The organism is Micromonospora sp. NPDC005237 (assembly GCF_040607775.1).
Lineage (GTDB): Bacteria > Actinomycetota > Actinomycetes > Mycobacteriales > Micromonosporaceae > Micromonospora.
Genome location: NZ_JBEXHJ010000006.1, coordinates 44,468 through 64,899, shown reverse-complemented (window position 1 = coordinate 64,899; position 20,432 = coordinate 44,468). Strand labels below are relative to the sequence as shown.

The window sequence follows — 20,432 nt, the reverse complement described above, 5'->3', positions numbered from 1 at the left end:
GATGCGGGGTGGGGTGTCAGGGACTGGCGGTGGCCGGTTCGGCGAGTGCCGGCACGGGCCGGACGGCCGGTCGGATCCGCAGCGCTGCGAACGCGACCATGCCGACCACCGGGGTCAGCAGGAGCAGCAGGAGAACGGGACGGTGTCCCTGGGTCTGCCAGACGAAGCCGAGACCCATCGGCACGACCAACCGGGCGGAGCTGAGCACGAAGGCGTTCAGGGCCATGAAGCCGCTGACCCGGTGCTCCGCCACGTGGTCGGCGATGTAGGTGGGCACCACCACCGACGCGATGATCTCGCCGAGGGTCCAGACCACCGTGGAGAGCAGCACGGCGGGCAGCGAGAACGCGAACACCAGGACGGCCATCCCGGTCGACCAGAGCAGGCCCGCCACGATCAGCAGGACCCGGGTCGAGTACGCCTTGATCCGCTTCTCGATCAGCAGGCTCGCGCTGACCACGACGACGCTGTTGATGGTGTAGACCGCCCCGACCAGCGCCACCGACGAGTGCAGCACTGTGGTGACCGCGAGGGGCAGCGTGTATTCCAGGCCGATCAGCGGCGCGACGTAGCAGAACGAGACGAGCACCAGCACCGCCACGTCGATGTCACGCAGCAGCCCGGCCCGTCCGGTGTTCGCGGTCGACGACGCCGTCTGGGCACGCCGGGTGTCCGCCGGCACGAAGAGCCAGATGGTCGCCGCCGCGAGCAGGCCGAGCAGGATGTTCCCGGCGAACATCAGCTGGTACGAGAAGGCCGCCGCGAACCCGCCGAGCAGCGGGCCGACCCCCATGCCGAGGTTGTTGGCGAGGTAGCTGACCGTGTACGCGAAGGGCCGCTCACCGGGCTCGGTCAGGTCGGCGATCAGCGTGTTCGCCGCCGGAGCGAACATCCCCATCCCGACCAGCGCGACGAAGAGCAGCACCGCGTACGTCCAGGTGGGACCGTTGACCAGGGCGAGGCCCAGGTAACCGGCCGCGTTGAGCAGCAGGCTCGACACCAGCGCGGCGCGTCGGCCGGCCCGGGCACAGACCGGGCCGCTGAGCAGGCTACCGGCGAGCAGGCCGGTGCTGCCGACGGAGATCAGCACGCCAGCCTCGCCGGTGCTGAGGTGCCGGCTCTGCACGAGGTAGACCGCGAGCAGCGGGAACACGAACATGCCGGCCCGGTTGATGAAGGAGGCGTAGACCAGCATCCGCAGCGGGCGCGGCAGGGCCCGGAACCGGGTCAGCCACATGACGGCTCCCCCACCGGCTCGGTGCGCACCTCGAAGGAGTCCCGGATGACCTTGAACCGGGCACGGACGTCGTCGAAGTCCCGGCCCTCGCAGACGTACCAGCCGAGCACGTCGTTGGAGGCGGTCGGCACGGCGAGCACGTCCCCGACGGTCTTCCACACGTCCGCGTCGCGCACCGCGTCCAGCGCCCGCAGCTCGTCGGCCGTGGTGATCGCGGTGATCCGGCCGTACCGGTCGGAGCAGAGGTATTCGGTGCCGATCTCCGGGCCGAGGGTGGCCGCCGGCACGTGCTCCGGGTCCAGTTCCAGGCGGCACCACTCCCCCGCCAGGTTGATCCCCCGGCCGGCCTGGATGGCGGGGACGATCGAGCCGCCGCCGGCCCGTGCGGCCGCCTCGCCGAAGACGACCTCGCCGTCGTCGCGGAGGAAGAACTCCACGTGCGCCACGCCGGTACGCATCCCGAAGCCGCGCAGCACGGTGGCGCTGGCGGCCAGGATGCGCCGCTCCGCAGGGGTCAGATCGTGCTTGCGGGAGACCGTGCCGCCGGGCTCGTCGCGGAACTCCAGGACCGAGTACGTGTAGCGGGAGAGCTGCTCGAAGACCACCTCGCCGTCGCGCAGCAGCGAGTCGACGTGGTACTCGGCGCCCCGGACGTACTCCTCCACCCGGTAGTCGTGCCGGTCGTCGGCGATCAGCGGCCACACCCGGGCCAGGTCCTCGGTGGAGTCCACCCGGTGGGTGTCGCCGCAGGCCCAGCCGGCGTACGGCTTGATCACCACCGGCCAGCCCACCTCGGCGGCGAACTCGGCGACCGCCCCCACCGTCTCCGGGCGGCACGAACGGGCCACCGGCACGCCCAGCTCGGTGGCCCGGCGGTGCATCACGTTCTTGTCCCGGAAGGTCAGGGCCTCCTCCGGGTCGAGCCCGTCGATGCCGTGGTCGCGCCGGCAGTACGCGGCGGTCAGCACGTCACCCTCGAAGAGCGGGAAGATGCGCCGCACCGGGTGCGTGGCGAGGATCGTCGCGACGACCGAGCGGACGGCCTCGGTGTCGTCGAGGTCGGCGTGGTAGCAGGGCAGGCCGGCGGCTTCGGCGGCCGGCTGCCCGGTCGGCAGCAGCGCCACGGTGGTCACGCCCAGCTCGGCGGCGGCGGCGACCACGCTGCGGAACTGGGCCGCGTACCGGCCGGCCGCCGGCCGGTAGATCACCAGGATCGCGCGGTTCACGGACGACTCCCCTGGTGGTTGCCGGCGGAGCTGAGCGGGCCTGCGGTACGCAGGACGGCGCTTGTCGTCCCTGCGTCGAGCACCGCCTCCTGCCGCGGGGCGTCGGACAGGTCGTCGAGGGCGGCGGCCAGCCGGGCCAGCGCGTCCACGACCTCCGCCCGGCCGCCGGGATGGGCCGACTCGACGGTGAGCAGCAGCCGGTGCCGGCCCAGGTCGGTGCGGACCAGGTGTCCCTGCCGCCAGTTCCAGCGCCGGGAGTGGGCCCGCCCGTCGGCGTCGGCGTAGACGACCTCGCCCGGCTCGGGTCGCTCCGGCGCGTCGGGCACGCCGAGGGGCAGGAACGTCTCGGTGCCGTCGGCCGGTCGGACGACGAGGTCGGTGATGCCGTCGACCGCGCACGAGGCCACCGGCAGCGCCGCGCCGAGCGAGACGGCGTTGCAGAGGTCGACCAGGGCGTTGATCCGGGGCAGCCGGTCGCCCTTGGCGACCCGTCGGGCGATCGACTCGGCGGCGCAGGGGAACCGGTTCGGGTTCACCCCCACCGTCCGGTACGCCTCCCGCCACGCGGCAATGCCCGGCAACTCGGCCACCCCCGCCTTGTCCAGGCCGGCCGCGTGCAGCGCGTCCTCGGCGGCGGTCAGCAACGCCGTCACGCGGGGAGGCGCCGGGGCGACCTCGATCGCCGGCAGGGCGAGCACGCCGAGGACGTAGTCCGGCACTGCGGTCAGCACCCGGTCGTCGATGCGGACGGTGAGGGTGTCCGCACCGTCGCTGAGCTGGGTCATCGTGATCCTCGTGAGGTTCGGGTCCGATTGTCGGTCCGACCGTACGCAGCGCGACGACCACTGGGTGTGGCCAATCCGGGGTGATCCGGTGTGGCCAATCGGGCGGTCGGTGGCCGGTCGTCGCGACTGCCGGCACGGGTCCGCGCGCCGAGCAGCGTGGTGCCCACCGCCAGGACGCAGAGTGCGGCGCCGACCGGCCCGAGCAGGTCGAGGGCGTCCGCGCCGCCGTGGCGCAACAGCCGGTTGCCGAGGAAGCCGCCGAGGGCGATGCCCACGAACGTGGCCGAGGAGTTGAGGGACAGCAGCAGCGGCCCGGAGGTCGGCGCGATCGTGAAGAGCCGATGCTGCTGGGCCGGCTGCGTGGCCATCGCGGTGACGCCCCAGGCCGCCATGGCCAGCGCGGCCGGAAGCAGCGCCTGCCGGGTCAGCGGCAGCGTGACCAGCACCAGGGCGAGCCCGGTGATCGAGACCACCAGGACCGGCAGGCCACCGAAGCGGTCGGTGGCCCGCCCGCCGAGCACCGTCCCGGCGACCGCCGGCACACCGAAGATCAGCAGCAGCACCGCGAGCAGGGTTCCGTCGCCGTCGGTGGCCAGCGCGAGCAGCGCCCCGACGTACGTCAGGGCGAGGTAGCCGCCGGTCATGAAGAGCGCGGTGGTGAGCACCGCCAACCCGACGCGGCTCTCGCGCACCGGGGCGAGCCGGGCTGCCAGCGATGGGCCGGGCGGCAGCGCCAGCCTCGGCAGGCCGACCAGCACCGCCACCGCGCAGGCGGCGCCGAGGGCGGCGAGCAGCCAGAAGGTGGCCCGCCACTGCAGGTCGGCGGCGAGCCAGGTGCCGAACGGCACCCCGGCCACGGTGGCCGCGGAGAGGCCGCCGAGCACCACGGCCATGGCCCGGCCACGCCGCTCGGGCGGGGCCAGCGCGGCCGCCGACGCGGTGGCGGCCGGGACGTAGAGCGCGGCGCTGACCGCCGTGAGGACCCGGGCCAGCAGCAGCAGCGGCAGGTCGGGGGCGAGCGCCGAGGCGACGTTGCCCAGGGTGAACCCGACCAGCGAGATCACCAGCACGGTACGCCGCTCCAGCCGGCCGGCCAGCGCGCCGAGCACCGGGGCGGCGACGGCGTACGCGAGGGCGAATACCGTGCTCACCCACCCGGCCGAGGCGACGCTCACCCGCAGCGTGCGGGCCACCTCGGGGAGCACCCCCGCGACGACGAAGGTGTCGGTGCCGATGGCGAACGCCCCGACGGCGAGCAGCGGGACGACGGGCACGGACCGCCGCATCACGCCACTCCCGCCGGCTGCCCGGCGCGGTAGCGGGCGGCGTCCCCGGCGACCACCCGGCCGCCCAGCAGCACCAGCTCGATCGCCTCCGGCCGGCCCAGCACCGTGATGTCCTCGGCCGGGTCGCCATCGGTGACGACCAGGTCGGCCAGCCGGCCCGGCTGCACCGTGCCCGCGTCGTCGCCGCGCCCGGCCAGCCGCGCGCCGTTGGCCGTGGCCCAGGTCAGCACCACCGGCGCGGGAATGCCGGCCATGGTCACGTAGGTCTCCAGCTCCTCGGCGTACCGGCCGTGCGGGGTCCAGGCGAACCCGAAGTCGTCGCCGGCCACGATGGGGATGCCCATCTGCACCATCAGCGGCAGGATGCGCAGGGTGTTCTCCACCTCGGCCTGGAACTCGAGCGTCTCCAGGTACTCCGGGGTCTTGCCATGTCGCGTGCCGGTGGTGAGCAGCCGGTACGGCTGGTGCAGGCTCGGCACCACGAAGATGCCCCGCTCGGCGATCGCCTCCAGGGCCGCGTCGTCGGCGTACGTGGCGTGGTCGATCACGTCGACCCCGGCGGCGATGGCGTTGCGGATGCCGCCCAGCCCGCGCGAGTGCGCCCGGATGCGGACCCCCCGCTCGTGCGCCGCCCGCGCCGCGATCACCAGCTCCTCGGCGGTGAACAGCAGCTCGTGGGAGCGGCCGTTGGGGAACGTGTCGTCCCCGGTGGAGAAGACCTTGATGATCTCCGCGCCCTGGTTGACCTCCGTGTCGACGTACTCGATCAACTCTTCCGGGGTGTCGGCCAGCCGCATGAGGTCGCTCGGGATGCGCTGCTTGACCGCCGGGTTGCGGCGCTCCGGCGGACCGGACACCATCAGGTCCCGGCTGCACGGGGTGATGCGCGGGCCGGGCAGCTGGCCGGCGTCGATCGCCCGGCGCAGCGCCATGTCGATGCCGGCCACCGAGCCGGCGCCGACGAAGGCGGTGTAGCCCAGCCGCAGCATCGCCGCCGCGTTGGCGGCGGCGCCGAGGGTCACCTCCGGGATGCTGTACTTGAACAGCATCTCCCGACCGTCGAGCACGTTCAGGTACGCGATGTGGGTGTGGCCGAGCGTCATGCCCGGCATGACCGTCCGGCCGTCGAGGTCCAGGACGTCGATGTCCGGGTCGTGCAGGGGCGCCTGCGCCTCGGGTAGCACGGCCACGATGCGCTCGCCGTCGAGCAGCACGCTGTGGCGCGGTCGGGAGGGCACCGCCAGTCCTTCCTGGACGGTGGCGCGGTGCAGCAGCATTCGTCGGGACACGAGGCGTCTCTCCGGTTCTCTCGGTGTCTGGTCTCAGCGGCGGCCGAACAGGGTCCACACGATCTCGGCGCCCGGACGGCGGGCCACCCACCGCAGGCCGTGGCCGTCGACCCCGGGCGCGTTGGTCACGGCGACGTCGGCGCCGCCGGCGGCGAGGATCTCGGCGGCGTGCTGGGTGGAGTCGGCGTCGACCCACCGCACCGACCGGTCCCGCAGGGCCGGTGGCGCGAGGTCGGTGAAGATCCGCCGGACCTCCCAGAGAGCGGCCACGGCGAGCTGACCACCGGAGGCGTCCGGCTCGCGGTCCGGATGGGCCGCGATGCCGTACTCCGGGGTGGCCTGGGCGAAGTAGGCCTCCAGCCGCAGGTCGCGGTGCCAGTGGAAGCGGGTGAGCCCCTGGTAGGCGCTCGGCACGAGGGCCTGGTCGACCCGCCGGTCCACCAGCGCCGCGAGCACCGCGTCGAAGGTGTCGGACAGCTCGACGCGCAGCCCGTGCCGCTCGGCGAGGAACACCGCGGTCAGGTGGCTGGACGTCCCGGGCGGGCCGAGCGTGGCCAGCGTGGTGCCGGGCCGGCTCGCCCAACCGTCCACCACGCTGCGCCAGCGCCGCCCGTACGCCTCGGTGAGCGGCCCGGGCAGCGCCGGCACCCGCTCGTCGGCGACGGTCTCAGGTGGTGTAGCCACGGTTGCCCGCCATCCGCTGCGCCACCTGGGTCTCGTGGTCGGCCTCGACCCGCCGGTCGACGATCCGGGCGGCCTTCCAGCTCACGAAGGCGCCGGTGCTGACGATCGGGTCGAGCCCGTCGGTCAGCTCCACCTCGACGGGTACGCCGAGCGCGGCGGCGGCCCGCTCCCGGGTGCCGTCGGCCACCCCGGCGGGGTCGTCGACGAGGTCCTTGAGCAGTTCCAGGCGGACGGTCAGCCGGTCGCCGCCGGCGGCCGGGTCGTGGTCGATCACCACCTGGTAGCCGCCGGAGCCGGTGACCCCGGTCAACACGGCCGTCTCGATCTGGCCGGCGGTGAAGCGTCGACCGCCCAGCTCGATGCGGTCCAGGGTCCGGCCGACGATCTGCACGAGGTCGCCGGCCATCTCGCAGTCACAGTCGGACGCCTCGACGATCACCGCGTCGCCGGTGCGGTAGCGGACCAGCGGTTTCACCCCGTCGATCAGCATGGTGACGGTGAGTTCCCCGCTGCCGCGCGGGCCGTGCGACGCGCCCGTCTCCGGGTCCACCACCTCGATGAGGTAGTTGGTCTGGGAAAGGTGCATCCGCTTGTTGCGGCAGGCGGTGGCGATGACGAACGCCTCCTGCGAGCCGTACAGGATGTTGTAGACGTCCGCGCCCCAGACGGACTCCAGATTGCGGGCCAGCGCCGGGGTGCACATCTCGCCGGTGACGAAGAGCAGTTTGACGGCGAAGTCCTCGCGCAGCCGGTAGCCGTAGTGCTCGGCCGCCTTGGCGAGCATCATGGCCACACCCGGCGTGCAGCAGACGACCTCCAGCTCCAGGTCCTTCATGAGTTGCAACGCCTTGGCGAACCCGATCACCGGCGAGTACGGCCAGATCTTCGCGTTCAGCGAGCCGACGTTGCGGGCGATGTCACCGAGGGTGTCGCCGAAGGAGTGCACCTCGGTCGGGCCCATCAGCCCGATCCGCGGCGGGTGGTCGCCGAAGTGGTGGCGGAAGATCGACGCCCAGGACTCGGTGACGTGGGCGTTGCTGGCCACCACCTCCCGACCGTCGCGGGGGCACGGGGTCGCGCGGCCCGTCGTGCCGGTCGTCTCATAGAAGAAGATTCCCTCGGCCAGCGGTCGGCTGAGCACGTCGAGCATCTCCTCGCGCAGGTGCGTCTTCGTCGTGAAGGGCAGCCGGTCGAGGGTCGCCGGGGTGATCGTGGCGAGGTCGACGTCGGCCAGGTGCCGGGCGTAGAACGGCGAGCCGGTCGTCACCTGGTCGAGCACCGTGCGCAGTTGGCGTTCCCGCCACGCGTTCAGCTCGGCGGGATCGAGGGTGCGGTCGTAGAAGGCCTTGTGCAGGGCCAGGTAGTCGACGGCGAAGTCGGCCGCCGGTCCGGTGGTCGGAAGCCACATGGTCGGGATCCTCTCCAGGGGTGAGCCGGCTGCGGTGCGATCGGCGCTCGGGCGGTGACGCGGCTCAGTGCAGGCCGCCGTTGACGTCCACCACAGTGGCGGTGACGTAGCTGCTGGCCGGGTCGGCGAGCCAGGCGACGGCCGCGGCGATCTCGGCCGGTGTGCCGAACCGGCCGACGGGAATCCGGGCCCGGTAGTCGTCGCGACGCTGCGCCGGAATCCGGGCGGCCATCGGGGTCTCGACCAGGCCGGGAGCGACCGCGTTGACCCGGATGCGGTGCTCGGCGAGCGACCGGCCGAGGCTGTGGGTGAGCGCGATGCACGCACCCTTCGACGCCCCGTACGCCGCGTCCGGGCTGCCGGACTGCCCGCTGATCGAGGCGACGTTGACCACCGTGCCGGGCCGGCCGGCGCTGATCAGGGCGCGGGCGAACGCCTGCGTGCAGAAGAACGCGGCGCCCACGTTGACGTCGAACACCTGCGCGTACGTCTTCGGGTCGTAGTCGAGGAAGGCCCGGGCGTGGTAGACCCCGGCGTTGTTCACCAGCACCTCCGGCAGGCCGTACCGCTCGCGGATCTCCGCGAAGAGCTGCTCGACCTGCTCCGGCACGGCCACGTCGGCGACAAGCGAGGCGTACGCCGCCGGGTCGACGGCCGGGTCGACGTCCACGCCGAGCACGCGGTGCCCGGACTCGGTCAGGGCCGCGGTCACGGCCCGACCGATGCCGCCCGCCGCGCCGGTGACCACGGCGAGGGGTGCCGACCGGTCGGTCATGACGAACCCGCCGTCAGCGTCGCCGACGCGCTGCGCAGGAAGTTGTCGAACAGGCGCAGCCCGTCCTCGGTGAGCACGCTTTCCGGGTGGAACTGCACCCCCTCGACCGGCAGGGCCCGGTGTCGTACCCCCATCACGTAGCCGTCGTCGGACGACCGCGCGGTGACGTGCAGGGCCAGCGGCGCCGGGTCCGCGACGATGAGCGAGTGGTAGCGGGTCACGGTGAGCGGGGCGGGCGCGCCGTCGAAGACCCCTCGACCGTCGTGCGTGACGACGCTGGTCTTGCCGTGCATCAGGTGCCGGGCGACCGCGACCGTCCCCCCGTACGCGAGGCCGATCGCCTGATGGCCGAGGCAGACGCCGAGCAGCGGGACCTGGCCGGCGAAGGCGTGCACCAGCTCCACGTGCCCGGACTCGGCGGGATGACCAGGCCCGGGGCCGAGCACCACCGCGTCCGGTCGCAGGGCCGCGAGCTGGTCGCTGGTCCGCGTCCGGGAGCGGACCACCACGGTCCGCGCGCCGAGCGTCCGCAGGTACTGGTCGATGATGTGGGTGAAACTGTCGTACGCGTCGACGAGCAGGACCTTCACGACAGCAGCTCCGCACCGGTCAGGGCCCAGAAGGTGGCGTTCATCTTGGCCAGCGTCTCCCGCCACTCGTCGCCCGGTGTGGAGTCGGCCACCACCCCGGCGGACGCCTGGGTGCGGTAGCGCCGGCCGTCGTGCACGGCGGTGCGGATGCAGAGCGCGAGCACGGCGTACCCGCGGACGTCCACGAGCCCGACGGCGCCCGCGTAGACGCCCCGAGGCTCGTCCTCCAAGCCGTCGATGATCTCCATCGCCCGCAGCTTGGGGGCGCCGGTCATGGTGCCGGCCGGGAAGGTGGCGCAGATCGCCGCCCACACGTCGGCGTCGTCGGCGAGCTGGCCGGAGACGGTGGAGACCAGGTGGTGCACGTACGCGAACGGCTCGACGTCGAACATGGCGTCGACGCTGAGCGTGCCGGGCACGCAGACCCGGCCGATGTCGTTGCGGCACAGGTCGACAAGCATGACGTGCTCGGCCCGTTCCTTCTCGCTGGCCGCCAGCTCGGCCACCCGCCGTCGGTCGGTCTCCGGGTCGGTGGCCCGGGGCGCGGTGCCGGCGATCGGCCGCATCGACAGCCGGCCCTGTTCGATGCGCAGGAACAGCTCCGGGCTCGCCCCGATGACGGTCTGGCCGGCCCACGGGGTCAGGTACATGTACGGCGACGGGTTGCGGTGGCGCAGCCGTCGGTAGACCTCCAGCGGCGTGAGCGTGGTCTCCACGTCGATCCGGTGGCCGATCTGGATCTGGTAGCTGTCCCCCACCTCGATGTGCCGCAGGCACTGCTTCACCCGGGCGGCGAACGTCTCCTCGTCCACGGTGTCCCGGACCAGGCTGGGCGGCGGGGCGGCCGGCACGTCCGGGTGGCCGTCGGCCGGCCCGGGAAGGTCCGGTAGCCGGGCGGCGTCGTCGTCCGGCGGCAGGTGCGGGCCGGAGGCGGAGAGCTGCCGCACCGTGCCGGCGCGCAGGTCCCACCAGACGGTGTGCCGGAACAGCGCGAGTGTGCAACGCGGGATGTCGTCGACCACCCGGTCGACGGAGAGCTCGTCCATGTCCCGCGCGGCCTCGTACGCCAGGGTGGTGAGGAAACCGAAGGCGAAGCTGTCGGCGGGGACTGAGGTGCGGACCGCGAACGCCCGCTGCACGGCCCGGACGGCGGCCCACACCTCGCTCGGTCCAGCGACCGGCCAGACCCGCTGGGCGCCGCGGTGCCGGACCGGCTCGCCTAGGACGGCGGTCAGCACGGCGGCCACGGCGTCGCCGAGCGCACCCTCGGCGGTCACCTCCAGCCGGTCGGCGATGAACCGCACCTCGGCGAGAAGACCCCAGCCGACGGCTGCGGCACACCGGTCCTGCGCCGGGCCGTCCAGGCTTTCGAAGAGATACAGATCGTTGTCAGCGCAACTTTCCGCGAGTGCCGTATAGAGCGACAAAGGATCGATCGACGGCAGTGTGACAGATGTCACCTCTATGGGAATTGAGTTGGTCAATGGTGTATGTGCCACCGCCACCGAATGCGACGGGATGGGCCACGTGGCGAGCTCTGTTGACAATAGGGACACTTGCGGAACCCCCTCTGAACAGCCCGATTCCGCGCCACCGTCGGCGCTGACCCCACCGGCGACGCGGCAGGTCGGACCCTTCCCCCCAGACGAAAGGACTCGCACGACCACTCTGGCACCGGCGGTGGAGGCGTCCGCATTGGACATTCTCGGAACGTACGCCCTGATTCGCCGGTCAGTGAGCGGTTGCGCGCCCGGCCAACACTTTCCACAGGCACGGATCACGCTGTCCATACCACTTCGACGATCTCGGAGCGGACCACTTGTCCCTGAATCTAAGCCTGTCAATAGATGCTCAATCACGTGAAACGCTGGCGGTGCAGCTCCGTAACGCATTTCGTACGCAGATCGAGGAGGGCACGCTGCGTCCCGGCACCCGCGTGCCGTCGAGCCGGCAACTCGCCGCCGACCTCGGGGTGTCCCGCAGTGTGGTCGTCGAGGCGTACGAACAGCTCTGCGCCGAGGGGTACCTCGTCTCCCAGCACGGCTCGGGCACGTCCGTGGCGGCGACGCGTACCGACGTCGGCTCGGCGCTCACCCCGGACGACCGTGCGCCCGCCGCGGCGGTCCACGACCTGCGCACCGGCGGCCTGCACGACTCCACCTTCCCCCGCCAGGACTGGATCCGGGCGGTCAGCGCGGTGGTCACCTCGGCCGGCCGCCGGGAGCTGGGGTACGCCCCACCGTCCGGCCTGCCGGTCGTCCGGCACACCCTCGCCGGCTACCTCGGCCGGGTCCGCGGCGTCCGCACCCGACCCGAACACCTCATGATCACGTCAGGCTTCGCGCAGGGCCTCGCGCTGCTCTGCCGCGAGTTGCGCGACCGGGGCCACGACACCATCGGGGTGGAGGACCCGGGGCACCCGGGCGAGTGGGAGTTCATCGCCGAGGCCGGACTGCGTCCGGTGGGCATCCCGGTGGACAGCGACGGCATCCGGGTCGACGCGCTGGCCGCGAGCGGGGTCCGCGCCGCGCTCGTCACCCCGGCCAGCCAGTTCCCGACCGGGGTCACGCTCAGTGCGCAACGCCGGGCGCACCTGGTCGCCTGGGCGCAGGAGGTGGACGGTTACCTCGTCGAGGACGACTTCGACGCCGCCCTGGTCGCCCCGGCGCAGCGGATGCCGGCGCTGCAGAGCCTCGCACCGGACCGGGTGATCTACGCCGGCAGCGCCAGCAAGGTCCTCGCCCCGGCGCTGCGCCTCGGCTGGCTGGCCACCCCGGCCGACCTGACCGCACGCGTCGAGCGGATCCGCGCCGGCTGGGACATCGGCTGCTCCGGCCTGGAGCAACTCGCCTTCGCCCGGCTGATCGACACCGGCGCGTTCGACCGGCACCTGCGCCGACTCGGCTCCGACGTCCAGAAACGCCGTCAGGCGGTCCAGCAGTTCGTCTCCCGCCACCTGCCCGACGTCACCGTCCTCGGTCAGAACGGCGGGCTCCAGGCGTACCTGGCGCTGCCGGCGCGGTGCGCCGAGGAGGCGTTGGTGCAGGCGGCCCGCCGCCGGTCGGTGCTGGTCCGCGGCGGCCGCTTCTACGCCCTGCGTGCGGACGACCGGCCGCCGGCGCTGGTCGTCGGCTACGCCGGGGTACGCGGCCCCGAGCTGGGCCGCGGGCTGGCCGGGATCGCGGCTGCCTACCGGGAGACGACCGGCGGCAGCGGTGCGTGAAGCCGCGAAATCCGCTTGGTACTGGCGGCGGGCTCCGGCGGAGTGTCCCGGTGACCGCACGGGGTCTGGACGTCGACGCAACCATCGCGCGTGAAGCCTCGCTGGGGCGGAGCCCGGAGGTCAGCGTGGCGACGCCGTGACCGATCGCGGCCGATCCGACGCCGTGTCGGCCCTGCCGCGCCACCAGCGGCGCGCCGCGAACGCGGCCAGCCCGGCGCCGGCGGCGTTGAGCAGTACATCGTCCACGGACGTCACCCGGTCCAACCGCAGGACGTACTGCGCGGCCTCGACCAGGACCGAGCAGCCCGCGGCGAGCGCCACGATCCGTGGTACGGACGCCAGTGCCGCGAACCGCAGCGGAGCGAAGAATCCCAACGCCGCGAACACCAGGAGGTTGCCGACGACCTGACCCGTCAGCGTCAGCAGCCCTCCGTCGGAGAAGATGGTGAACAGGTCACGGAGCGGCACCAGGCTCAGCCGCCCGGGAACAGCACCCGCCCGGGAGCCCGGCAACATGATCATCCAGACCCACGGCAGCGTCCCGTACACGATGCCGACCTCGGCCAACGACGTTCGCCACGCCCACGGGGCGCCGTTCGCACGCCGACGGCGGGCCAGAGCCCACACCGCCAGCGCGGCCAACGGCAGTGCGGCCACCGTGATGAGCACGACGCCGGTGAACGAGCCGACCCAGCCGTGCCACCCCTCGATCACCACCCGGGCACCATAGCCGCCTTCCCACCGAGGCGTCGCCATGCGTCCACGACGAACCGGGAGACGACCGGCCGCGGCGGTTGATCAGTCGCTGCGCCCGGCCCGGGTCGGCTCGCTACGACGTGACCCGTCGCGTCGCGTCGGCCACTCAGGTGGCCCGGACCGCCTCGATGATCGACTCGGCGACCTCACCCGGCCGGGCCACCGCCATCGCGTGCGAGCCACCGACGATCTCGCGCTGGCCCCGCGGGGCGGCCCGCTCGGCCATGAACCGGTGCGCGGCGGCCGGGATGTTCATGTCGGCGTCGCCGAACACGAACCAGCTGGGCAGGGCTCGCCAGGCGGGGTCGCCGGAGAGCCCGTCGCTCAGGGCCTGCTCGGTGATCGGCCGCTGGGTACGGGCCATCAGCGCGGCAAGGTCGCCCGACACGTCCGCGGCGAACTGCGCGTGATAGGCGTCCTGGCCGATCGCCACCTCGTTGCCGCCGGTCGACACCGGGTACTGCACCAGGGTGTCGGCGAGCGTGCTGCCGGGGAACTTCCCGGACAGCGACAGCGCCGATTCGCCGGTGTCCGGAGCGAAGGCGTTGACGTACACGAGGGCCCGCACCGTTGTGTCGCCCGCCGCGGCCTGCGTGATCACCATGCCGCCGTACGAATGACCGACGAGAACGACCGGGCCGCCGATCCCGCGTACCACGTCCCGCACGTACGCGGCGTCGCCCGCGACGCTGCGCAGCGGGTTCGCGGCGGCCACCACGTTGTACGCGGCGCCCAGCCGCTCGATCACGCCGTTCCAGCTCGCCGACTCGGCGAACGCGCCGTGCACGAGGACGATGGTGGGCTCCGGATCGGGCATGACACGCGCTCCCTTGCTCCGTGACAGTGTTCATCCGCCGGCCACGCCGGCGTGCCTGATTACCCGTTCCGCGACCGCGAAACGTCCCGTTCCGCCGCACGTCGCGCTCGATCGTGGTGATCTGTCCGCCGCGTTGGATGCCATGGTCGGCACCGCCCTCTGCCGCAGCGTCCGGAACATCTTGACACTCATCGATGTTAGCGCCAACACTTAGGGCCGTTACGTGGGCGCAACGCGCTCGACATGATCCCGGCCCGCGGGCGTTCCTTCCCAGCGGGTGCCGCGGGTTGATCGCCGCTTTCGCGGCCGATCGGCTCTCGCGCACAGACGTCACGGAGGACAGATGCCGCTGCGACTCCACCGAACCGATGCCGCCGCCGGCCGAGTCAGCGGCCCGGGGCGTACCGGCCGCGGTGGCGCCCGACGCCCCCGATCGGTCCTGGCCGCGGTGCTGGTGGTGCTCGCCGTGTCGGCCGGCCTGCCGATGGGCGCCGGGCCGGCGCACGCCGCACCCGCCGTGAGCTACACCAACCCGCTGGCCAACCAGCGCGCCGATCCACACATCTTCCGGCACACCGACGGCTACTACTACCTGACCGCGACCGTGCCGCAGTACGACCGGATCGTGCTGCGGCGTGCGACCACCCTGCAAGGGTTGGCGACGGCCGCGGAGACGACGATCTGGAGCCGGCACACCAGCGGAGAGATGGGCGCCCACATCTGGGCGCCGGAGATCCACTTCATCAACAACCGGTGGTACGTCTACTTCGCCGCCGGCCGGACCGACGACGTGTGGCGCATCCGGATGTACGTGCTGGAGAACGCCAACGCGAATCCGCTGACCGGTTCGTGGACCGAACGCGGCCGGATCACGACACCCTGGGACACCTTCAGCCTGGACGCCTCGACCTTCGCGGCCAACGGCGTGCGCTACCTGACCTGGGCGCAGCAGGAGCCGGGCATCTCCACCAACTCCAACGTCTACCTCGCCCGGATGGGCGCCAACCCGTGGCAGATCACCGGCACCGTGACCCGACTCGTCGTGCCGACGTACGACTGGGAGACCCGCGGCTACCGGGTCGCCGAGGGCCCCGCGGTGATCCAGCGCAACGGCCGCCTCTTCCTGACCTACTCGGCCAGCGCCACCGACGCCAACTACTGCCTCGGGATGCTGAGCGCCTCCGCCACCGCGAACCTGCTCGACCCCGCCGCCTGGAGCAAGAGCCCCAACCCGGTGTTCACCAGCAGCGCGGCCACCGGCCAGTACGGTCCCGGTCACAATTCGTTCACCGTCTCCGAGGACGGGCAGAGCGACATCCTGGTCTATCACGACCGCAACTACCGGGACATCAGCGGCGATCCGCTCAACGACCCGAACCGACGGACCAGGGTGCAGAAGCTGTACTGGAACGCCGACGGCACCCCCAACTTCGGCATCCCGGTGCCCGACGGGGTTACCCCGGTCCGGCTGCGGTCGCACGACCTGACCACCAGCTACATCCGACACTACGACTACCGGGCCCGAGTCGAGCCGAACGTCACCAACCTCGCCGACAGCCAGTTCCGCATCGTCAGCGGCCTGGCCGGCGGCGGAACGGTGTCGCTGGAATCCACCAACTTCCCGGGCTACTACCTGCGTCACTACGGCTTCGCCCTGTCCATCGCGCGGAACGACGGCTCGTCGGTCTTCTCCAGCGACGCGAGCTTCCAGCGCCGGTCGGGCCTGGCGGACAGCGCCGGGCTCTCGTTGGAGTCGCAGAACTACCCGGGCCGCTACGTCCGCCACCGCGACGGTCTGCTCTACCTGGAGGCGGTCAGTTCGAGCGGCGAACGCGCCTCCGCCACCTTCCACCTGGAATAGCTGGACCGGGCCGGCGGCCCGACCCGCACCCGTGCCCGCCCCGCGACCCCGAGATCGTCGGCCGGTCCTCGCGACCCGCCGACGCCGATTGGAGCATCCGATGATCCGGCGTCCCACCATCGCCGTCCTGGCCGGACTCTGCCTCGCGGCCAGCGCCGCCCCGCTGCCCGCCGCCGCACCTGTGAGCGCTCACACCACGGCCGCCGTCGCGCTCGCCGGCCCGCCCGGCACACCGCCCGGAGCGTGCCTGACGGGGGCCGGGTCCGGGTCACCGCTGCCGTCCAGCTCCGTGACGGCGACGAAGATCCGAAGCGGCTTCAACTTCCTCGAAGGGCCCGTCTGGGTCGCCGACGGCGGCTATCTGCTCTTCTCCGACATGGCCGCCGGCACCGGGCCGTACAACGTGCAGCCGTCGACGATCCGCCGGTTCACCCCGCCGTCGACCTTCGACACGTTCATCGCCAACGCCGGCAGCAACGGTCTGGCCCTCAGCGCCGACGGCCAGCAGATCATCGCGGCCACCCACGACCAGCGCAGCGTGTCCGCGTACCGGTTGAGCGACCGGAGCCGCAGCACCGTCGCGGCGAACTACCAGGGCCGGGCGTTCAACTCGCCCAACGACGTCGCGGTCCGGTCCGATGGCGTCACCTACTTCACCGACCCCAACTTCCAGCGCGGCAACCGCCCGGACCAGATGTCCGGTCGTACCAGCGTCTTCCGCGTCTCCGGGGGCCAGGTGTCGCTGGTGGACGACCAGTTGCGCCAGCCCAACGGCATCGCGCTCGCACCGGACGGATCCACGCTGTACGTGGGCGCCTACTCCGAGAACAAGATCTACAAGTACGCCGTCCAGCCCGATGGCACCACCGGCGCGCGCAGCGTCTTCGTGAACTACATCGGCGGCCCGGACGGCGTCACGATCGACTGCGCCGGCAACGTGTACTGGGCCTCGGGCGGGGACTCCCTGGTCCACGTCTACTCCCCCACGGGCACCCAGCTCGGCACGATCCGGCCCGGCTTCTCCGGGACGACAAACGTGGCCTTCGGCGGGCCCGATCGGCAGACCCTCTACATCACCTCGGGTGCGTGGGGCGACTCCGGCCTCTACAGCGTGCGGCTCAACGTCCCGGGCTATCCGTACTGAGGGCGGCCCGGAGGCGACCCCGACGCCCGGACCTGTCCATCAACACCCGGCGATACGGCTCAGGCCGTAACGCGACGGCTGGGAACCCTTTTCCGCCCCGGTTGCCCGATCGTGACGGGTGCCGGGGCGGATCGCAGCCCCTCCTCCATGACGAAGATCGACCGTCGCGCCACCGCGTCGCCTCGATCGTCGAGCTGGTACCCGTCGAGCCAGACCCACCCGTCGTAGGTGATCCAATCGAGTACGCGGATCACGCGGAACCGGATGGGGCGGATGAACTGCACGCTGGCTTCTCGCCCCACGATCAACAAGTCGCCGGCCTTCATGCGAGCCATCCGAGGAACCTGCGGTACACAGCGTCGGCGCCGTGCGCCATGCCTGTCCCGCCCATCTGTGTTCCAAAATGGAGCGAGCTTACACTCACGTTCCGTGCCGATGTCTGGAGACGCCCGCCGATGAGAGGCCGCTACGACAACCTGAAGCGGACCCGCACGCTGGACCCGCAGCGTGACTACCTGGACATCTACCAGACCATGCTGCGCCGCGAGTTTCCCTGGGACATGAAGCTCGGGCTCAACCTCGCCTTCAACCGGTCCTTCTCGATCCCCGCCATCGCCGCCGTGCACACCGCCACCGGCGAGCTGACCGACCGCACCCAGAAACGCATCGACGACACCGGCCTGCTGATGTACGAGATGGTGCTCAACGGCTTCGACCAACCCCGGGGCCGCGACGCGCTACGGCGCGTCAACCAGATCCACCGCCCGTACGACATCGGCAACGACGACTTCCGCTACGTCCTGGGCTGCCTGGTCGTCATCCCGACGCGGTGGTTGCAGGAGTACGGCTGGCGCCCGCCCTGCTGCCACGAGCGGCAGGCGACGTACCTGTTCTACCGGGAACTGGGCCGGCGGATGGGCATCACGGACATCCCGGGGTCGTACGCCGAGTTCGAGACCTGGTTCGACGCGCACGACGCGGTTCACCTCCAGCCCAACGACGAGGCGGCGGCCATCGAGCGGGCCACGCGGATGTTGCTGCTCACGCGGCTCCCCCGGCTGCTCGCACCGCTGGGAAACGCGCTGGTCAGCGCCATGTACGACGCGCCGCTGCGACGCGCGACGCGGGTCGACGCGCCGCCGTGGCCAGTCCGGGCCGGCCTGCACGTGGCGTTGAAGACGCGCTCGCGGCTGCAGCGGTGGTGCGGGTCGCCACGGACGACACCGCTGTTCGCCGAGGGCATGAGAGCCAGGAGCTACCCCGACGGGTACGAGATCAGCCACCTCGGCCCGCACCACGACCCCGCCCCTGAGTAGCACGCCGCCGCCCAGGGGGTCAGGCCGCCCTGGCGAGAGGGGTGGCTTCCCGTGTCCCAGGGCCCGAGATCCCCTGCCCGCACGACAGGGTGGCTGAACGTGAATCTCGCCTGAGCCGACAGTTCTCCCCCTAGGTTCGATGCGCAGGACGCAGCCAAACCGGGGAGAGACGTGGACAGCTATCCGGCGATCGAGGATCACGGACTCATCGGCGACCTGCAGACCGCCGCGCTGGTGACGTGTGACGGCACGGTCGACTGGTTCTGCGCGCCGCGCTTCGACTCGCCGAGCATCTTCGCGGCCCTGCTGGACAAGGACAAGGGCGGCTACTTCCGCATCGCGCCCCACGACGTCCGGTACGTCACCAAACAGCTCTACCTCCCCGGCACGCCCATCCTGATCACCCGGTTCATCAGCGCGGACGGCGTGGCCGAGGTGATGGACTTCATGCCGGTGACCGGCGAGCGGGTCACCGACGCGCACCGCCTGGTCCGCATCGTCACCATGGTCCGCGGCAGCATGCGCTTCCGCGTGGAGTGCCGGCCGCGGTTCGACTACGCCCGGGAAGAGCATCAGCTGGAGCGCCACCACAACGGCTACGTCTTCCGCAGCCGGTCGGCGACGCTGACGTTCAACCCGGTGGACCCCACTGGCCGGTTGATCTCCGAACGCGGCGAGATCCGCCTTGAGGGCGACGACCTCGTCGGCTACGGCACCCTGAACGAGGGCGACACCGGCGGCGTGGTCCTGGAGACCGCCGGCACCGAGCCGCGCGTCATCCCGGCGGAGGAGATCCAGGGCGTGTTCGAGTGGACCCGGGACTACTGGCGGCGCTGGGTCGAACGCTCCCGCTACACCGGCCGGTGGCGGGAGATGGTCGAGCGCTCCGCCATCACGCTGAAACTCATGACGTACGCCCCGACGGGCGCGATGATCGCCGCGCCCACGGCGGCGCTGCCCGAGCTGGTCGGCGGAACCCGCAACTGGGACTACCGCTACACCTGGGTACGCGACACGTCGTTCTCGGTGCACGCGCTGCTCGGGCTCGGTTTCACCGAGGAGGTCAGCCGGTACATGACGTGGCTGGACGAGCGGATCCGCGAAGCCGGCGACCACCAGGATCCCCTGAAGCTCATGTACCGGGTGGACGGCTCCTCCGACCTGCACGAGGAGGTGCTGGACCATCTGGAGGGCTACCGCGGCTCGCGGCCGGTGCGGATCGGCAACGGCGCCGCCGACCAGCTTCAGCTCGACATCCACGGCGAGGCGCTCTACGCCATGCACCTCGCCGACGAACAGGGCATCCGCGTCTCGCACCAGGTGTGGAAGAGCACCGTCCGGCTCGTCGACTGGCTCTGCCACAACTGGGATCAGCGCGACGCCGGCATCTGGGAGAGCCGCCACCACCCCCGTAACTACACCTTCGGGCGGGTGATGTCCTGGGTGGCGCTGGACCGGGCCATCCGGCTGGCCACCCGCACCGGCCGGCCCGGGGACATGACGTGCTGGACCGAGCAGCGCAACCGGATCTACGACCAGGTCATGGCCCGCGGATACAACCGGGAGCGCGGCACCTTCGTGCAGGCGTACGACGAGAGCGTGCTGGACGCGGCGCTGCTCGCCATGCCCTCCGTCGGTTTCGTCACGCCGAGCGACCCACTGTGGCAGTCCACCCTGGAGGCGATCGAACGCGAGCTGGTCTCCGACAGCCTGGTCCACCGGTACGACCCGGTCCACTCCCCCGACGGTCTCCCCGGCCATGAGGGCACCTTCAACATGTGCACCTTCTGGTACGTCGAGGCGCTGGCCCGGTCCGGTCGCCTCGACGACGCCCGACTCACGTTCGAGAAGATGTTCACCTTCAGCAACCACCTCGGCCTCTACGCCGAGGAGATCGCCGTGACCGGGGAGCAGATTGGCAACTACCCCCAGGCGTTCAGCCACCTGTCGCTGATCAACTCCGCGCTGACACTCAACGACCTGCTCGACACCGAGGCCGAGGCCCGCAACCGCCGGTAGCACGGGCACCTCCGGT

Annotated in this window: 18 protein-coding genes; 5 read left to right on the top strand and 13 right to left on the bottom strand. The window is 71.9% G+C overall.

Annotated features, from left to right (window positions below):
- Positions 1–16: 16 nt before the first annotated feature.
- The 10 genes from ABZT87_RS17560 to ABZT87_RS17515 form a co-directional block, all read right to left on the bottom strand.
- Positions 17–1,237, bottom strand: a complete 1,221-nt coding sequence (locus ABZT87_RS17560) for an MFS transporter (RefSeq protein WP_355136596.1) — start codon at positions 1,235–1,237, stop codon at positions 17–19.
- Positions 1,228–2,463, bottom strand: coding sequence for an ATP-grasp domain-containing protein (locus tag ABZT87_RS17555; RefSeq protein ID WP_355136594.1), 1,236 nt, complete (start codon positions 2,461–2,463; stop codon positions 1,228–1,230). The genes ABZT87_RS17560 and ABZT87_RS17555 overlap by 10 nt, the downstream gene beginning before the upstream one ends.
- Positions 2,460–3,248, bottom strand: coding sequence for a phenylalanine--tRNA ligase beta subunit-related protein (locus ABZT87_RS17550; protein WP_355136592.1), 789 nt, complete (start codon positions 3,246–3,248; stop codon positions 2,460–2,462). Before ABZT87_RS17550 ends, ABZT87_RS17555 begins: the two co-directional genes overlap by 4 nt.
- The gene (locus ABZT87_RS17545; RefSeq protein WP_355136590.1) at positions 3,245–4,534 is read right to left on the bottom strand and encodes an MFS transporter; all 1,290 of its coding nucleotides are present in this window, start codon (positions 4,532–4,534) and stop codon (positions 3,245–3,247) included. The genes ABZT87_RS17550 and ABZT87_RS17545 overlap by 4 nt, the downstream gene beginning before the upstream one ends.
- A complete protein-coding gene (locus tag ABZT87_RS17540; protein ID WP_355136588.1) occupies positions 4,534–5,823 on the bottom strand; it encodes an amidohydrolase family protein in 1,290 nt (429 codons plus the stop codon). Before ABZT87_RS17540 ends, ABZT87_RS17545 begins: the two co-directional genes overlap by 1 nt.
- 33 nt (positions 5,824–5,856) lie before the next feature.
- Positions 5,857–6,507 (bottom strand): prephenate dehydratase, encoded by a 651-nt coding sequence (locus ABZT87_RS17535; protein ID WP_354855624.1) that lies wholly within the window; start codon positions 6,505–6,507, stop codon positions 5,857–5,859.
- Positions 6,491–7,915 carry a phenylacetate--CoA ligase family protein gene (locus ABZT87_RS17530; RefSeq protein ID WP_355065958.1) on the bottom strand — a complete coding sequence of 475 codons (1,425 nt, stop codon included), beginning with the start codon at positions 7,913–7,915 and terminating at the stop codon, positions 6,491–6,493. The genes ABZT87_RS17535 and ABZT87_RS17530 overlap by 17 nt, the downstream gene beginning before the upstream one ends.
- Positions 7,916–7,979: 64 nt before the next feature.
- Entirely contained in the window at positions 7,980–8,690 is a 711-nt protein-coding gene (locus ABZT87_RS17525) for an SDR family oxidoreductase (RefSeq protein ID WP_354855626.1), read from the bottom strand.
- Positions 8,687–9,280 (bottom strand): aminodeoxychorismate/anthranilate synthase component II, encoded by a 594-nt coding sequence (locus ABZT87_RS17520; RefSeq protein WP_355136586.1) that lies wholly within the window; start codon positions 9,278–9,280, stop codon positions 8,687–8,689. Before ABZT87_RS17520 ends, ABZT87_RS17525 begins: the two co-directional genes overlap by 4 nt.
- Positions 9,277–10,584 carry an anthranilate synthase component I family protein gene (locus ABZT87_RS17515; RefSeq protein ID WP_355136584.1) on the bottom strand — a complete coding sequence of 436 codons (1,308 nt, stop codon included), beginning with the start codon at positions 10,582–10,584 and terminating at the stop codon, positions 9,277–9,279. Before ABZT87_RS17515 ends, ABZT87_RS17520 begins: the two co-directional genes overlap by 4 nt.
- A gap of 569 nt (positions 10,585–11,153) precedes the next feature.
- On the opposite strand from ABZT87_RS17515, the gene ABZT87_RS17510 reads away from it, so the two are divergent.
- Positions 11,154–12,503, top strand: coding sequence for a PLP-dependent aminotransferase family protein (locus tag ABZT87_RS17510; RefSeq protein WP_355136582.1), 1,350 nt, complete (start codon positions 11,154–11,156; stop codon positions 12,501–12,503).
- Between the two features lie 120 nt (positions 12,504–12,623).
- On the opposite strand, the gene ABZT87_RS17505 is transcribed toward ABZT87_RS17510, so the two are convergent.
- A complete protein-coding gene (locus tag ABZT87_RS17505) occupies positions 12,624–13,220 on the bottom strand; it encodes a VanZ family protein (RefSeq protein ID WP_354855630.1) in 597 nt (198 codons plus the stop codon).
- Positions 13,221–13,365: 145 nt separating this feature from the next.
- Positions 13,366–14,076: an alpha/beta hydrolase gene (locus ABZT87_RS17500; RefSeq protein ID WP_354855631.1), complete on the bottom strand. Its 711-nt coding sequence runs from the start codon at positions 14,074–14,076 to the stop codon at positions 13,366–13,368.
- Between the two features lie 343 nt (positions 14,077–14,419).
- Between ABZT87_RS17500 and ABZT87_RS17495 the strand changes: the two genes are divergently transcribed.
- Together ABZT87_RS17495 and ABZT87_RS17490 are read left to right on the top strand one after the other, a co-directional pair.
- Entirely contained in the window at positions 14,420–15,937 is a 1,518-nt protein-coding gene (locus ABZT87_RS17495) for a family 43 glycosylhydrolase (RefSeq protein WP_355136580.1), read from the top strand.
- Between the two features lie 100 nt (positions 15,938–16,037).
- Positions 16,038–17,081: an SMP-30/gluconolactonase/LRE family protein gene (locus ABZT87_RS17490; protein ID WP_355136578.1), complete on the top strand. Its 1,044-nt coding sequence runs from the start codon at positions 16,038–16,040 to the stop codon at positions 17,079–17,081.
- Positions 17,082–17,140: 59 nt separating this feature from the next.
- On the opposite strand, the gene ABZT87_RS17485 is transcribed toward ABZT87_RS17490, so the two are convergent.
- A complete protein-coding gene (locus tag ABZT87_RS17485) occupies positions 17,141–17,416 on the bottom strand; it encodes a hypothetical protein (protein ID WP_354855633.1) in 276 nt (91 codons plus the stop codon).
- 120 nt (positions 17,417–17,536) lie between these two features.
- Here ABZT87_RS17485 and ABZT87_RS17480 point away from each other — a divergent pair, with 120 nt between their 5' ends.
- Together ABZT87_RS17480 and ABZT87_RS17475 are read left to right on the top strand one after the other, a co-directional pair.
- Complete coding sequence (locus ABZT87_RS17480) at positions 17,537–18,397, top strand: oxygenase MpaB family protein (protein WP_355136576.1); 861 nt, start codon at positions 17,537–17,539, stop codon at positions 18,395–18,397.
- 171 nt (positions 18,398–18,568) lie between these two features.
- Positions 18,569–20,416: a glycoside hydrolase family 15 protein gene (locus tag ABZT87_RS17475; protein WP_355136574.1), complete on the top strand. Its 1,848-nt coding sequence runs from the start codon at positions 18,569–18,571 to the stop codon at positions 20,414–20,416.
- Positions 20,417–20,432: the final 16 nt, after the last annotated feature.

Excerpts from the sequence above, each read along its gene's own strand:
- ABZT87_RS17560 (WP_355136596.1), bottom strand. The coding sequence starts at position 1,237 with ATGTGGCTGACCCGGTTCCGGGCCCTGCCGCGCCCGCTGCGGATGCTG.
- ABZT87_RS17550 (WP_355136592.1), bottom strand. The coding sequence starts at position 3,248 with ATGACCCAGCTCAGCGACGGTGCGGACACCCTCACCGTCCGCATCGAC.
- ABZT87_RS17545 (WP_355136590.1), bottom strand. The coding sequence starts at position 4,534 with ATGCGGCGGTCCGTGCCCGTCGTCCCGCTGCTCGCCGTCGGGGCGTTC.
- ABZT87_RS17530 (WP_355065958.1), bottom strand. The coding sequence starts at position 7,915 with ATGTGGCTTCCGACCACCGGACCGGCGGCCGACTTCGCCGTCGACTAC.
- ABZT87_RS17525 (WP_354855626.1), bottom strand. The coding sequence starts at position 8,690 with ATGACCGACCGGTCGGCACCCCTCGCCGTGGTCACCGGCGCGGCGGGC.
- ABZT87_RS17500 (WP_354855631.1), bottom strand. The coding sequence starts at position 14,076 with ATGCCCGATCCGGAGCCCACCATCGTCCTCGTGCACGGCGCGTTCGCC.
- ABZT87_RS17495 (WP_355136580.1), top strand. The coding sequence starts at position 14,420 with ATGCCGCTGCGACTCCACCGAACCGATGCCGCCGCCGGCCGAGTCAGC.
- ABZT87_RS17490 (WP_355136578.1), top strand. The coding sequence starts at position 16,038 with ATGATCCGGCGTCCCACCATCGCCGTCCTGGCCGGACTCTGCCTCGCG.
- ABZT87_RS17485 (WP_354855633.1), bottom strand. The coding sequence starts at position 17,416 with ATGGCTCGCATGAAGGCCGGCGACTTGTTGATCGTGGGGCGAGAAGCC.
- ABZT87_RS17480 (WP_355136576.1), top strand. The coding sequence starts at position 17,537 with ATGAGAGGCCGCTACGACAACCTGAAGCGGACCCGCACGCTGGACCCG.